This window comes from Nocardiopsis valliformis DSM 45023 (assembly GCF_000340985.1).
In the GTDB taxonomy this organism is placed as follows: Bacteria; Actinomycetota; Actinomycetes; order Streptosporangiales; family Streptosporangiaceae; genus Nocardiopsis; species Nocardiopsis exhalans.
The window spans coordinates 13,475-28,888 of sequence record NZ_ANAZ01000018.1 but is presented as its reverse complement, the minus strand read 5'-3'; the positions used below and the strand labels follow the sequence as shown (position 1 = coordinate 28,888).

Sequence of the window (15,414 nt, the reverse complement as noted above, 5' to 3'; positions counted from 1 at the left end):
CGGTTCCAAAAATGCGGAGTCGAGCCATTGGATCATTGCGATAAGCCGTGGGGACTGGCTAGTGTCCTGACCTGTCATCGGGGGAGTGTTTTGTCCCCTTTGATTGCACATCCCCCACATACGAATGGCAGTCACATGTGTCGCCTCTTGACCCGTGCGATGGCGGTCTCGACCGTTGCATCGTTGATCCTGTCTCTGTGGTTCGTTCCCCCTGCGGCTGCGGAGCCCGAATCGCCGGACTCGGCCACCTCCGAGGAGCAGCAGGAGCTGGACGCTCTGGCGTTGGCGGAGCAGTCCGGTGAGCGGGTGGAGATTCCGGGGCTGACCGATGAGAAGACCCAGCACTTTGCGAACCCGGACGGGTCGTTGACCGCGGAGATCTCCGCACTCCCGGTACGGGTGCGCTCCGAGGGTGGCTGGGTTGATGTGGACACCACCCTGGTCAAGGCCGAGGACGGGTCGGTACGTCCCAAGGCGGCGGGTATGGACATCGCCTTCTCCGGAGGCGGCGATGAAGAGATGGCCCGTATCGGGATCGGTTCCAACAGCGTCTCCCTGGGGTGGGCGGGAGAACTCCCCGAGCCGGTACTTGAGGGGGACCAGGCCACCTATGCCGATGTGCTGCCGGATGTGGACCTAGTGCTGACTGCGGGGGTGGAGGGCTTCACCCAGGTCCTGGTCGTGCACACCGCCGAAGCGGCCCAGCTGCCCGAGCTGGCTGAGCTGGACCTGCCGTTGGACACCACTGGTGTGACCATGACGGTGGACGAGCACGGCAACCTGGACGCAACGGGTGATGCCGATGGGCAGAGTGTGTTCTCCGCTCAGGCCCCGGCCATGTGGGACTCGGCGGGGCAGGAACAGCAGAGTCAGAGCGAGGATCCGACAGTGGCCGCCCCTTCGGGTGCTCGCAGGGAGCTGGTGGAGACCTCGGTCGAGGTTGACCGTCTCCGCCTGGTCCCCGACCAGGTGATGCTGCTGGATGAGGCCACAGAGTTTCCGGTCTATATTGACCCCTCGGTGAGTGCCAGCCGCCCTAACTGGGCTTATGTTGATCGGGCTTATCCCAATCAGCCCTACTTCAACCCCTCCGACGGCAGACCAGTAGCAGTGGGGCGATACTCCGACCCCACTGGTACATGGACTCGTCGGGCGTTCTTCCAATTCTCGGTCCCGGCCCGTACCCGCCAGTCCAACACAACAATCCACTCGGCGACGCTGCGCACTGAGGTTGACTGGGCCTACAGCTGCAACAGCAACTCCTACGTCCAGCTGCACCGCGTCGACCGCTTCAACAGCTCCACGACCTGGAACAATCAGCCCACGACCCGTACCCGCCAGGACACCCAGAACGTCAAAGGTGGGTGGGCGACCTGCCCGGCCTCCAGCGGGGTGGAATTCAACGCGACCAACGCTTATCAGTGGGGTTCGGATAACGCCGAGTCCTACATCTACCTGCGGCTGAAGGAGCGCGACGAGTCCGGTATTTCCGCCTGGCGTAGGTTTAATGTGAAGGACAAACCTCCGGTCCTGGTGGTGGACTACAACAACCCACCTTCCCAGGTGTCCACCGGCACCATGTCCGACTCCCTGGGCGGGGTGTGCTCCACGGACTCCGACAATCCGCGTCTGATCAACGACACCACCACGACCTTCCGAGCCACGATCCGTGACTACGATGCACGCTCGGCCTGGGGCAGCCAGAAGCTGAAGCTGCGGGTGGAATGGCGGATCAACGGCACCGAACCGCGTGAGTACGCCGACTCCACCTTCGCCAACGTGGGCTACTGGCCACAGGGATCCGAACGCGCCGTCACCGCCACAGGGCTGCCCGAGGGCGAGTTGCTGGGGTATCGGGCGATCGCCCATGACAGCACGGAGTGGGGCTACCCCTGGTCGGATTGGTGCTGGATCAAGGTGGACACCTCCAAACCCGAAGTCGGGCCGCAGGTGACCTCCACCGACTACCCAGCCGGTCATCAGACGCACGGCTCGGTGGGCCGTTCGGGTGAGTTCACCTTCGCCAACAACGGGGTGGACAATGCCGATGCGTACCACTACAGCGTCAACGACGCCTCCTGCTCCACCAAGATCGATCTGGATGCAGCGGGGGCGAGTGTGACGGTACCGATCACTCCGCGCAGGGCCGGCACTAACCTGATCCACGCCCGTACTACCGACGCCTTCGGTAACTCCTCCGAGTGTGCTCTGGTGTACACCTTCACGGTCGCGCCACCGGACGATCCGGTCTCCCACTTCCCCTTGGACGAGGGGCATGGCCAGTCCGCCAGCGACGCTATGGACGCTGGCCGCACCGCGACCGCCTCTGGCAGCATCGATTGGACCCGGGGCCGGATCGGCCACCACCAGGGGGATTCTTACCGGTTGGAGGGAACCGCGGTGGATGCCGGGGGCCAATCCCTGTTGAGCACTCCCGAAACGGTCATCGACACCACCGACTCGTTCTCGGTCTCGGCGTGGGTGCGTCTGGACGAGCAGCCCTCTGGCAATGTTACGGCACTGTCCCAGGAAGGCGACTTTCAATCAGGGTTCCATCTGGGCTACCAGGGCAGCTCTACCAACCGGTGGACGTTCAAAATGGCTCCGCACGACGATGAGCCCACCTCGGGTGGGGCCGGATGGACCTACACACACTCGGTCGATCCGCCCGAGTGGGGGGCGTGGACCCACCTGCTGGGCGTCTACACCCCCGACAGCGGAGAACTCGTGCTGTACGTGGACGGTGTGGAACAGGCCCGTGCCGTTCACCCCAATGCATGGAACGCTCAGGGCGGTCTGGTCATCGGTGGTGCCCAGCATCAGGGCAATCTGACCTATCACTGGCCCGGGTCGATCGATGATGTGCGGGTGTGGGACCGGGGCGTCTTCGATGAGTCCCACGTTGAGGATGATGAAGCCCGGTCTGAGGTGTGGGAGTTGGCCAACCAGCCCGCTGCTCTGGAGGGGCGCTGGCGTCTGGACGAGACCGAGGGCACCGTGGTGGCTGATGCCTCCGATCACGGCCTGAACGGTACCTTGCACGCTGATCCGGCCACCGCTTGGAACCGGGCACTGAACGATGTCACCTTCGCCCCCGGCGTGACCTTCGACGGGGCGGGTGAACACATCCGGGCAGATTCAGCGATCCGCACCGACCGTTCCTGGAGTGTGGCGGCCTGGACCCGCCTGGACGAGGCCTCGGGTAACGGGACAATGGTCTCCCAAACCGGCCAGGAACAGTCCGGGTTCCTGCTGGGGCACCAGTCGGGGTTCGACGACAAGTGGGTGTTGGAGACCGCGGCCGCTGATGTGGCCGGGTCAGGTGCGGGCCCCTGGTCCAGGGCGATCTCCGACCACGCGGCTGAGTTCGGGGCCTGGACCCACCTGGCGGCTACCTACGACCATGTCAACAATGAACTCACCCTGTACGTTAACGGCCAGCGTCAGAGCACTGTGGGTGAGTGGGACACGCCCTGGCACGCCGAGCACGGCACGGTGATCGGTCGGGCGTGGCGGATGGGAGAGGACGATCTGTTCGCCGGGCAGGTCTCCGACGTGCACATGTACCAGGGTGTGATTTCCGAAGACGACCTCACCCAGATCCGCCTGGGGTTCCTCCCGGAAAACTAACCCTCAAAACCATCTTTCTTCCCGGTCACATAGCGCTGGCTGGCCACGAGCTCTTCGCTTGACGTGAGGATTCCCTGTGTCTGACATCCCCCGAAATTCCGCGACGAGGCGCAGAAAAAAGCCATTCACCTCCTTCTTGGCGGTTGTCATGGTGGTCGGTCTGGCATCGACAGTTCCAGCTTCGGCGTTGTCCTATAACGATCGCCCGGCAGTGAACCTCGAGGAGTCGGTGGCGGGTAGCGATGCGGTCCAGGCCGCGATCTCCACGGACGGTGCGGTGGCTGATGCCGCCGTCAGCACCTTGGGCCAGTCAGCTTGGCCCGAGGCTGAAACGGTCGTCTTCGACGAAGCAGCGGAACCTCAGCCCCTGAGTAGGGTCGGTGAGGGCGGTCCTGTCCTTGTAGAGGGTGTCAGTGGTGAGGAATTCGAGCAGTGGGTATCGCCCCTGCCCGATGTGGCAGAACCGGATGACGTGGCCAGCGAGCGCCGTGCGCCTGCTGAGCCTGAGCGCGAGATACCTCAGCCAGAACAGGAGAGCACCGGTGAGGGGAGCGCTGAGCCGGAGGTGGCGGGGCCATCGCCCCAGCCTGAGCCGGAGACACCCCCTCTGCCCGAGGATGAGGCGGAAGAGCCCGAGCCTGAGTCGAGCGAGGCAGAGGATCAACCAGCAGGACCGGTAACCTCGGCTCAGGTCGAGGTCCTGGATCGTGCGGAGGCCACCGGGTTGGGTCTGTCCGGTCTGGCCCTGCGTGTGACGCGTCTGGACGAGGTCGAGGAGTCGGGGCCGGTACGTGTCGAGGTCGACTACTCGGGTTTCGCTTCCGCCTATGGCGCGGACTACGGGTCCCGGCTGCAATTGGTTGCGCTCACCGAGTGCGAAGACGCAGAGAGCACGGACTGCTGGAGCACCCACGAGCTGGACGCACACAACGACCCCGGCGCCCAGACGCTCGCAGCGCTGGCACCAGCCACCACAGGCGGGACCCTCCTGGCCGCTGTAGCGTCGGGGTCCGGCGAAGAAGGAACTGGCGACTACGGCGCCACCCCCTTGAGCCCGTCCTCCACTTGGAACATCGGGGTCCAAACCGGTGACTTCTCCTGGAGTTACCCCATGGAAACACCCCAGGTCGCGGGTGGTCTCCAACCCCAGGTCAGTCTCGGATACTCCTCCCAGTCGGTAGACGGCCGTACCTCGGACACCAACAACCAAACTTCCTGGATCGGCGAGGGGTTCGACTACCACCCCGGTTACATCGAGCGCCAGTACAAACTCTGTCAGGACGATGGTGATCAGATCCCCGACCTGTGCTGGTCCCGGCACAACGCCACCCTGAACCTGGGTGGGCGTGCCACCGAGCTGCTCTATGTCGACGGGGACTGGGTGCCCAAGAACGATGATGGCTCCAAGATCGAACGCCTGACTGGGGCCACCAACGGCGACAACGATGGTGAGCACTGGAAGGTCACCACGACTGACGGCACCCAGTACTACTTCGGTCTCAACCGCCTGCCCGGCCATTCCTCGGGCGACGAGGAGACCAACTCGGCCTGGACCGTCCCGGTCTTTGGCAACGACTCCGGTGAACCCTGCCACAAGTCCAACTTGGACGATGCTTGGTGCGACCAGGCCTGGCGCTGGAACCTGGACTACGTCGTGGACCTGCACGGTAATGCTCTGGCGCACTACTACCAGGCCGAGACCAACAACTACGGCCTCAACTTCAGCTCCGATCCCGTTGAGTACGACCGCGGCGGCTACCTCAAACGCACCGCCTACGGACTGCGCGACGATAACGCGCAGGCCACCGCCCCGGCCCAGGTCGTCTACTCCGTGGGCGAACGATGCGTCGATGAAGACTTCGGGTGCAAGGCGGCAGACCGCAAGGAATCCAACGCCAAATACTGGCCCGACACCCCCTTGGACCAAGAATGTGACAACGACTGTGCGGGCCAACATCACGCAACGTTCTGGACCACCAAGAAACTGAACAAGGTCACCACCCAGATCCACGACGGCGACGGCTACGTCACCGTGGACAGCTGGGAGCTGAAGCACTCCTTCCCCGCACCCGGAGACGGCACCGACCCGGCCCTGTGGCTGGACTCCATCACCCACACCGGACACACCGGAGACGGGACCGAGTCCATGCCAGCAGTCACTTTCGCTGGCACCCCCATGCCCAACCGCATCGACTCCACCACCGACGGCCTGGCGCCGATGAACAAATGGCGCATCACCGCCGTCTACACCGAGACCGGCGGACAAGTCGACGTCTCCTACGCCGAACCCGACTGCGACCCCGCGAGCCTGCCGACCGCCCACACCAACACCGAAGCCTGCTTCCCCGTCATCCGTACCCACCGAGGCGGCGCCGACGACATCACCGACTGGTTCGCCAAGTACGTGGTCACCGAATTGGTCGAGGTCGACCTGGTCGGCGGTCAGCCCGATGTGATCACCAGCTACGACTACGTAGGCGATGGCGCCTGGCGCTACATGGACGCCGACGGATTCGTCAGAGAGGACCGACGCACCTGGTCCCAGTGGCGCGGCTTCGACAGGGTCATCGTACGCAAGGGCCACCCGGACGAGGTCAGAACCGAAACCGAGTACCTGTTCTACCAAGGCATGGACGGCGACCACCTACCCTCAGGGAAACGCTCAGCGAGCGTGACCGACTCCACCGGCACGAGTCTCAAGGACGACGAGGTCTTCAACGGTCAAACCCGTGAAGTCATCGCCCGCGACGGTGTAGACGGCGAAGTGGTCTCCAAGGCCATCACCACCCCGTGGAAGCGCAAGACCGCAGAGCGCACTTTCAGTTGGGGCACAGTCAAAGCTCACATGCTGAGCACCAAGCAGACCGACGCCTACACAGCGCTTCAGGACGGCTCCTTCCGCCAAACTCGCAAGGTCAACTCCTTCGACGAGTTCGGGATGGTCACCTCGGTCCACGACCAGGGCGATGTCACCGACGACACCGATGACCAGTGCACCACCACCACGTTTGCCCGCAACACAGGGCTGCACCTACTGGATCTGGTCGCGCGGACCCGCACCGTGGCGGTCGCATGCGGTGAGCAAGCCTCGGTGATCGAGGACACCATCGCCGATACCAGGTTCCTCTACGACGGTAAGAACTACGGACAGGCGCCTATCCGTGGGTTGGTGAGCCAGACCGAACGGCTGGCCGAGCACGAGGGAGAAACCAGCGAATACCAGGTGGTTTCCACTTCGGCCTTCGATTCCTTCGGTCGCCCCCTCGAGACCACTGACGCGCAGGGCCACACCACGACGATCGAATACTCGGACGTGGTGGCAGGCGGTGCCCCCAAGAGCGTCGTGAGCACAAACCCCCTGGGCCACGAGCAGAGCATCAGCATGGACCACCGCTCCCAGCCGCTCGCACTCATCGACGCCGAAGGCAACAAGACAAAGTTCGCCTACGACCCGCTGGGGCGTATGACCGACGTGTGGCTCGCTGATCGAACCGGTTCCGCCAACATGTCTCCGTCCATGAGCATGGAATACAACATCACCAAGGACGCACCCAGCAACGTGGTGAGTCAGATCCTGGGGCCGGATGGGGATTACGTCACCGGGATTCAGATCCTTGATGGTTTTCTGCGTGAGCGCCAGACACAGATGCCCGCACCGGGTGGCGGCCGTGTCTTGACGGATGTGTTCTATGATTCCCGCGGCAACGCGGTGATCGAGCGTGAACCGTACTTCAACGAGGAAGAGCCAGGCCAGGCGCTCTTTGTGGTCAACAACCACGATGAGGTTCCTCGCTGGGCTCGCACACATTTCGATGGTTCCGGACGCGCCACCGACGTCGTCATGATGTCTCGCGGTGTTGAGCAGTGGAGAACCAGTATCGAACACCAGGGTGACAGGACGCTGGTGACCGAGCCCGAAGGGGGAATCGGCACCACCAGCATCACCGACGCCCGTGGGAGACTGGTCGAACGCAGGGATCACCACGGCCCCGAACCCGAGGGTGACTACGACTCCATCCAGTACACGTACACACCGCGTGGCCAACTGGAGACCCTGACCGACCCGGGTGGGAGTTCATGGTCTTACTCCTACGACCTGCTCGGACGCCAGGTTCAGGTGGACGACCCCGACGCCGGTATGAGCACCACCAGTTATGACGAGTTGGACCGACCGGTCCTGAGTGTGGACGCACGTGGTGAGGCGCTCCACACCATCTACGATGCGTTGGGCCGTCGAACAGAGCTGCGGGAAGACAACGCAGACGGTGACCTGCGGGCTGAATGGATCTATGACACGGTCGCTGTCGGGCAACTCAGCAAAGCCGTTCGCTATGAGAACTCCCAGTCCTACGCCACCGAGGTCATGAGCTACAACCAGCTCAACCAACCCCTGACGCAGAGAGTCCACATCCCTGAAGTGGAGGGTGAGCTGGCGGGAAGTTATCAGTTCACCACGCTCTACAACCCCGACGGCAGCATCGACGGGATGAGTCTGCCAGCTGCCGGAAACCTTCGGGCTGAGGCGCTCTCCTTCGGCTATGACGAGCTGGGAAACCCCTCAACGCTTGTCGGGCGTGACAGGGTGGTCAGCGAGACGGTCTACTCCAAGGTGGGAAACCTGGTCCAAATGGAGTTTGCTCGCCGCCCACTGGGGTCCGCCAAGACCTGGGTGACCAAGGACTATGACGAGAAGACCAACCGGCTGAACATGACCAGCCTGGTGCACAGCACGGGTGAGGGTTCTCTGTCGACCCAGTGGTATGACTTCGACGACGTAGGCAACATGCTGCGCTTCGCGGACGAGCCCACCGACGCATCGATCGCTCCGGATGTGCAGTGCTTCGAATACGACGTCCTGCGCCGCATGACCCAGGTCTGGACCCCGAACACCACCGGCGATCAGGCCTGTGCCGAAGAACCCGAGATCACCGGACTCGGTGGGGCAGCCCCCTACTGGCACGAGTACACCTACGACGAGGTCGGTAACCGTGTTGAGGAGATCCAGCACACCCCCGCCGGGCAGGTCGAGCGCTCCTACTCCACCCCGGAAGAAGGGGAAGGACCGGCCCACGGCGTCGCCGAAGTACGACAGAGCGGTATCGCGGGGAACGCGGCCTACACCTATTCCTACGACGAGGCGGGTAACACGACCACCCGTGATCTCGCTGGACAGGTTCAGGACCTGGAGTGGGGGCCCGAAGGTGAACTGAGTAAAGTCACCGAGGGTGGGGAAGAGACTGAGTACCTTTACGATGCCCAGGGGGAACGCTTGTTGCGCCGGAGCGAGGAGGGCACGACGCTCTATCTCCCGGCGATGGAGGTCACCTGGAACGCGTCGGAGGGCACAGAAGAGGCGACCCGCTACTACACGCACGCCGGTGAGACCGTAGCGATCCGCGAGAACGACGGAACCCTTTCCTGGATGTTCTCCGATCACCACGGAACTGGGCAGATCCTGGTGGACGCGGCTTCAGGGAACACGGTCCAGCGGCGGATGACGGTTTTCGGTGAAGACCGCGGGACCACGGCGACCTGGAGTGGCGAGCGCGGGTTCGTTGACGGCACCATTGACGCTTCGACCGGTCTGACACAGCTGGGTGCTCGTGCATACGACGAGTCCTTGGGGCGGTTCATCTCAGTGGATCCACTGATGGACGAAACTGACTCCCAGCATATGCATGGGTATTCCTACGCCAAGAACAATCCAGCCAGTTACGTTGATGCTGACGGACTCAAACCACACCCTTGTGCCTGCAAGCCGAGCCCGGAATTCCTGAGTAACCTCGGGAATCAGAACATCGGTAAGGGCAAGAGCAAGGGGTTTTCACAGATTGGGATGACCAGCCGCACACCGAGTCGTGGAGGCGGCTCAAGCAGCGGGGGTGGCTGGAGTGGCGGTGGTTCGGGCGGCGGTTGGAGCGGCGGTGGCTCCGGTGGAGGCTGGGGCGGCTGGGGTGTCTCAGGAGGGCACCGCGGCCCAGCCGCACCTCCTCCGCCTCCCCCATATGTCGAGATCGACTACGTCGACCCGGGGCAAGTGGCCCTAGGCAACGCTGCTCACGGTGGCCACCCTGGATCAGACCCGTATTTGCCCAGTTACTGTCACGGCATGAATCCACCAGACATTGATGTATGCGACTTTGAGCATGATCGAGAAGGTGTGGGAACGGATTGGCTTCTTGAGGGAATTCAAGCCGTTATCGGGTGGGTTATTGACTTCTGGGAAAAAAACAAAAATATCATCATCACGGTTGTGTTGGGGCTGATTGCGATTGTCTTGACTTCGGCATGTATTGCGTCTGGAATTTGCGTTGGGCTGCTGGGTGCCGCTGCTGTCGTTCTGGTTAATGCCGGGTTCGGTTTGTTGATCTATCATTTGACTACGGATAAAGATAAAAGAACTCTATTTGGTTATTTCTTGGCTTTTGTTGGGGGAGGTCTCGCTGGAGGTGGACAAAAATGGGGATCCTTGCTGGGGAAGTGGCTCCGTCGTAAAATGGGTGTCGGTGGTCTTCCTGGTGGAGGCGTGCAGCCGGGAGTGCGGCAGCCTCCAGGGCTAGTTGGGTCCTAGGGTGTCGTCCAGTAATGACTTTTTGTTGTCAGATGAAGAGCCTGTTTTCCTTTGGGGTCTGCAGTGTTACTAAGGTACGTTTCAGGGTTGAGCCTGATGGCGATCTCTATCGTCGTTAGCTTGGCGCTGTTGGAAAATATTTACCATTCCTTCCTGTTTCATCTTTCTGTAATCCTGGTGTTCACTTCGATGGGAGTGTTTGGCTGGGTGTTCTGTGGAAGAATCGATATGAGCAGCGGGCGGCCGGATGCGTTTTATGCTGCGAGGTGTCTGCTGCGAAGCTTCTCTGGTTTTCGCTCAGGGGTGGCGGTTATTGTGGCTTCTCATTCTTTGGGTTATTTCAATAAAATTGATGGGGGTCAAGTCTTTTTGTTTCCAGTGTTCATGCTCGTGGTCGTCCTTGTTTCGGGTGCTCCCTCCTTGCGGAGTAACGAGAGTCAGGGTGCTTGCTGATATGCCCGATTGAGTTCTTCTCGGTGAGTTTATCTTTCATGCTTTGTGGAGGGGTAGGGAGGATTAGGGCTCATCTCAAAAGCCCTGCAAGGTGGCCCTGGCATGATAACGGGATGTGTTGCCCGGTGGGCTTCGGGAGATCGTCCAGCTACTGCTGTCGTTTGCACCGAGAATCGGCCGGCCCTGTGCGGACCAGAGAGCCGTGCTGACCAATGGGCTGTTCGTCCAGGCCTCGGGATGCTGCTGGGAGAAGGCCGACGGCCTGTTCGGAGTCACGCGCGACACTGCCTACTGCTGGTTCCAGATCTTGTCCGAGACGGGCCTCTGGCTCCGTACCTATCAGGCCATCCTGGACGAGCTGGGCAGACGCGTATTGCTGAACTGGTCCCGCGCCCTCGTTGGCTCCCAGTTGATCGGCGCCAAGGGAGGGGGAGAACAGCGGGCTAAACCCCACTGATAGGGGCAAACCCGGCTCCAATATCCACCTGTTGTGTGTTTCGTGCTGGGTGTGAGGGAGAGTTTGTTGTGTGCCGGGATCGCCTCCCGTCACTCACGGGGGCGGGCCACCGCTGAGCCTGGGGTGGCAGGTGCCCGGTCGGCGTGATGCCGTCGCTGGCGGCACGGGAGGAGGTTGGCTGATCTTCTTGACTGAGCCCAGGGCTGCGCCGGGACCTGCTGGCACGGGTGCGGACGAGTCGGGCCGGGAGGTCTGGTCCCACCTTGGTTCCATCCCGGCGCCATCAGTTCTCGAAACCGCCAGCGTTGAGACTATTCCACCCCTCTGAACTGGTGTTTTATGGCGCACCCGGCAGGGCGCGAACCTGCGGTCCTCGGATGAGAAGCGCAAGCGGAAAGGTCTCAGGCGCGCGGCAGTACGCCCAGGAGCGTCGAGGTGAAGGAGACCCGTAGGGCCTCACGCAGTTCCAGGTGGAACACGCCGAGCTCGGGTTCCTCCGCATAGGCGGTGAGGAGGCTGGGCGGAGGCGGGACGTAGGACGACAGGGCGCCCGCCGAGACGAGGCTCACCAGGCAGAACAGTGGCGTTTCGTCGCCGAGTTCGGGCACATGACGGCGCACGATCTCAGACATGGTCGCGAGCCTGGCGAGGGAGGACCGCTTGTGCCGCTTGGCTACCTCGACCGAGACGTTGCGCTCCAGGACGCTCCCCTGCGCGCCGAAGAGGTCGCACAGCACCACCCGCTCCGCCAGTGACCGGCTGAGGATCTCGGCCAGCTGATCCGCCCGCACCTCCGGCGCTGACTGCGCTTCGATGCCTGTGGCCAGTTCGTTCGCCAGCTCGGCGAGCCAGCTTCCCAAGAAGTCGTCCAGCAGTTCGAGCAGCACCGCCTCGCGCGACTCGAAGTATCTCAGGACGTTCGACTTTGCCAGACCCACCCGCCGACTGAGCTCGTTGAGGCTCACCTCGGCCACGGGCATCTCGTCGAGCATCGCCGCAGCCGTGTCCAGGATCGCCCGGCGGCGGATCTGCCGCTGCTCCTCGCTTCGCGCGCGCTGGAAAGTCATGCCCGCAGCGTATCTTAGAGACCGTCGGTCTCTTGACATCAGACCAGCGGTCCCTTAGGTTTGCCGAAATAAAAGACCGCTGGTTTTTTAGGAGAGTGTCATGGGCAACGACTGGACCGAAGAGCACATCCCCGATCAGCACGGCCGGGTGGCGATCGTGACCGGCGCCAACACCGGGCTGGGCTTCGAGACCGCCCGGATGCTCGCCGCTCGCGGGGCGGCGGTGGTCCTGGCCGTCCGCGACGTCGAGAAGGGCAAGCAGGCAGCCGCCCGCATCACCGGCGACGTCACCGTCCAGGCCCTCGACCTGACCTCACTGGACTCGATCCGGTCCGCGGCGGCCGACCTGCGCGCCACCCACCCGCGCATCGACCTCCTCATCAACAACGCCGGCGTGATGTACACCCCGAAGCAGACCACCGCCGACGGCTTCGAGCTCCAGTTCGGTACCAACCACCTCGGCCACTTCGCCCTCACCGGCCTGTTGTTGGACCGGCTCTTGCCCGTCCCCGGCTCCCGCGTGGTGACGGTCAGCAGTACCGGCCACCGCATCCGCGCCGCGATCCACTTCGACGACCTGCAGTGGGAGAACTCGTACAGCCGCGTCGCCGCCTACGGCCAGTCCAAACTCGCTAACCTGATGTTCACGTACGAACTGCAGCGCCGACTCGCACCGCACGGCACCACCGTCGCAGTCGCCGCCCATCCCGGCGTGTCCAACACTGAACTCCTCCGCAGCGCCCCCGCCGCGCTTCGCGTGCCCGTCACCTGGCTCGCACCGCTGCTCACCCAGAAGGCCGAGATGGGCGCCCTGCCCACCCTGCGCGCCGCCACCGATCCGGCCGTCCTCGGCGGCCAGTACTACGGCCCCGGCAACCGGGGTGAGATCCGGGGGTATCCGAAGCTGGTCACCTCCAGCCCCGACTCCCACGACCAGGCCGCCCAGCAGCATCTGTGGACCGTCTCCGAAGAGCTCACCGGCGTGACGTTCCCCCTCAACCGAGTCGTACGGTGACCCCAGTCGGCTCCTGGACCGGGCTGTGATCGAGCACCGGGCCAGAAGGCGCGTGCCGCAGCCACCGGGCGGGGAGCGGTCAGCCGGGGTGGTGGCGTGCTGGACGGTGGGCGTGGTGGGGGCCCAGGGCGCTTTTCGGCAACGCGCCGGGGCATGACCTCTACCTGCGGACCGAAGGCGGCGGCCGAGGCGGCCCCAGCGCCGTGGGACTCTGCGGCGGCCCCTGCGGGCATGGGCACCGGCCCCTGTGCGACAACCGGTTCGGGGGAGCGCACCAGGAGCTCCACGGGGCCGCTGATCCCAGGCGAGGACGAAGGTTCGTCTGTCCCGGTCTGGGGTTTCCTCAGGTCCGGGGTCGATGGGCCATCAGAGTAGAAGGTGTCGTGCACACCGCTGTGCTCTACCTACCGGCAGGGCGGGAACCGGGCCACCACGTCGACGCTGGCGGTCTTCGAACGGATCGGTCTATCCCCGGTCGAGGAGATTCTGGCCAAGGCTTCGGACGAGGCCCCGGTGTCGTCTTGTACACACCGCCCAGCTTCACGAATACCGGGCGACGAGGCCAGTGACAATCTGTCAAGGCGTGAGTTGCCCGAGACCGGGGGCGCGCCTGCCAGCTTCGCTACCGTCGAGCCCTTACGCCGTTGAAAGCGAGCTTCCTGTGTCCGACACCCTCCTATACACCGCGCACGTTCCCCGTCTCAGTCAAAAGCGTCGTCGTCCGTGACGGGCGGGTACTGCTGTTGCGCAACGAGCGTGACGAGTGGGAGATCCCCGGCGGGTACATCGAGCACGGGGAGACCCCGACTCAGGCCGTGACCCGTGAGGTGAAAGAAGAGTTGGGGATCACCCCGCCGACCGGGCGGTTGCTGGTCGTGGACTGGGCGCCCACGCCGGCAGAGGGGGACAAGCAGTTGTTCGTCTTCGACGGGGGAGTGCTCGACCGGCACTGGCTGGACCGGATCGTCCTCGACCAGGACGAGTTGGCGGGGTACGGGTTCCATGAGGTGGCCGAGATTGGGACGGTGACGATCCTCCGGCTCGCTCAAAGGATTACTCAAGGGGATCGTGCACGTCGTGAGGGGGCCACGCTCTATCTGGAGAGCGGCGAGGTCGTCGCGTAGGGGATTACTGGTGGCTGTGGAGAGTGGTCCCGATGAAGGCGTTCCACTCCGCGCGGGTGAAGGAGAGGTAGCCCAACTCTCTGTTCTGGGTGTCGCGCACATCGGCTCCGGCCTGGTGCTCCCGGGCTTCGACGCACTCGTTGGTTCCACCGCTGTAGCTGCTCTTGTGCCAGTCACTCATTGTCAATCGCCTTCATCTCGTCGTAGATGGCCTGCAGTGTTTCCTGTGGGTCCCTGGCGGCTCCCTGTAGAGCAGTGAACACCATACGGCTCCGGTTGATGTCCGCTGAGCCGGAGATGATGCGACCCTCCTCAGCGGATTCCATGTACACCACCTCGGGTTCGTCTGCTGTGGTGATGATCCGCCTGGGCCCCGACGTCCCCGCGTGCCGTGGTGCCCGGATCGGAAGCATCTGCACGGTGACCCGTTCTCGCTCGATCTGATGGGCTACATACGCCAACTGCTCCTTTTGTACCTGCGGGGAGCCGTAGCGTCGCCAGAGCACGCTTTGGTCGATGATCAGCCAGATCACCGGAGACGTGGCCTCTGCCATACGCTTCGCCCGGTCGTTCCTCTCTTTGGCGAAGGCGAGGACCTGCTCCTGGGAAAGCCATGGTGCTCCGTATCGGATGAGTGCGTACGAGTACTCCTGTGTCTGGAGATAAACCGGGAACACCAGAGGCTGGTACTCGAACAGGGCGTCGGCATCGTGGGTTCGTTTGGTGACTTCGTGCAGCCACACCTGGCGTCCGGAGCCGGTCAGTTCCTCCCAGAGCTTGTCCAGCCTGCCATCGCTTTCAAGGACTTCGTCCAGGAACTTCCTCAGCCAGGGGCGCGCCATGGCTCGGCCGTTCTCGACGTCGGACAGGTGTGAATCGCTGATGGTCGTGCCTCGCTGGCTGATCCTTCGTGCCAGGGCCTGCTGGGTCAGCTCTGCTTCTACTCGAAGCCTGCGTAGCTCCCGCCCGAATGCCTTCAGATCCCGTTCATCTGTGTGCATGTAGCCATAGGAACACAAGGGGCGACGGCTTGTGGGGGATTCCAGAGAATTCCAGACGCCCTTGGAAGATTCGTGAGCTCTCCGAGCAGCCTTCAC

General features: G+C 63.3%; 9 protein-coding genes. 6 read left to right on the top strand and 3 right to left on the bottom strand.

The window, feature by feature from the left end; all coding sequences use genetic code 11:
* The first annotated feature begins 159 nt into the window (after window positions 1-159).
* The 4 genes from D457_RS0118760 (at window position 160) to D457_RS0118750 (ending at window position 11,111) form a co-directional block, all read left to right on the top strand.
* Window positions 160-3,630 carry a LamG-like jellyroll fold domain-containing protein gene (locus tag D457_RS0118760; protein ID WP_017582213.1) on the top strand — a complete coding sequence of 1,157 codons (3,471 nt, stop codon included), beginning with the start codon at window positions 160-162 and terminating at the stop codon, window positions 3,628-3,630.
* A gap of 76 nt (window positions 3,631-3,706) precedes the next feature.
* Entirely contained in the window at window positions 3,707-10,201 is a 6,495-nt protein-coding gene (locus D457_RS32900; protein ID WP_193374517.1) for an RHS repeat domain-containing protein, read from the top strand.
* A 96-nt stretch (window positions 10,202-10,297) separates the two neighbouring features.
* The gene (locus D457_RS35820; protein WP_152514281.1) at window positions 10,298-10,654 is read left to right on the top strand and encodes a hypothetical protein; all 357 of its coding nucleotides are present in this window, start codon (window positions 10,298-10,300) and stop codon (window positions 10,652-10,654) included.
* Window positions 10,655-10,856: 202 nt separating this feature from the next.
* Entirely contained in the window at window positions 10,857-11,111 is a 255-nt protein-coding gene (locus tag D457_RS0118750) for a hypothetical protein (RefSeq protein ID WP_017582211.1), read from the top strand.
* A 401-nt stretch (window positions 11,112-11,512) separates the two neighbouring features.
* On the opposite strand, the gene D457_RS0118745 is transcribed toward D457_RS0118750, so the two are convergent.
* Window positions 11,513-12,178: a TetR/AcrR family transcriptional regulator gene (locus D457_RS0118745; RefSeq protein ID WP_017582210.1), complete on the bottom strand. Its 666-nt coding sequence runs from the start codon at window positions 12,176-12,178 to the stop codon at window positions 11,513-11,515.
* A 100-nt stretch (window positions 12,179-12,278) separates the two neighbouring features.
* On the opposite strand from D457_RS0118745, the gene D457_RS0118740 reads away from it, so the two are divergent.
* Entirely contained in the window at window positions 12,279-13,193 is a 915-nt protein-coding gene (locus tag D457_RS0118740) for an SDR family NAD(P)-dependent oxidoreductase (protein WP_017582209.1), read from the top strand.
* Between the two features lie 743 nt (window positions 13,194-13,936).
* Window positions 13,937-14,317, top strand: a complete 381-nt coding sequence (locus D457_RS0118735) for an NUDIX domain-containing protein (protein WP_017582208.1) — start codon at window positions 13,937-13,939, stop codon at window positions 14,315-14,317.
* A gap of 4 nt (window positions 14,318-14,321) precedes the next feature.
* Here the strand turns inward: D457_RS0118735 and D457_RS34905 are convergent, their stop codons facing one another.
* Window positions 14,322-14,498 (bottom strand): DUF397 domain-containing protein, encoded by a 177-nt coding sequence (locus D457_RS34905; RefSeq protein ID WP_017582207.1) that lies wholly within the window; start codon window positions 14,496-14,498, stop codon window positions 14,322-14,324.
* Window positions 14,491-15,318: a helix-turn-helix domain-containing protein gene (locus tag D457_RS0118725; protein WP_026116788.1), complete on the bottom strand. Its 828-nt coding sequence runs from the start codon at window positions 15,316-15,318 to the stop codon at window positions 14,491-14,493. The genes D457_RS34905 and D457_RS0118725 overlap by 8 nt, the downstream gene beginning before the upstream one ends.
* Window positions 15,319-15,414 lie beyond the last annotated feature (96 nt).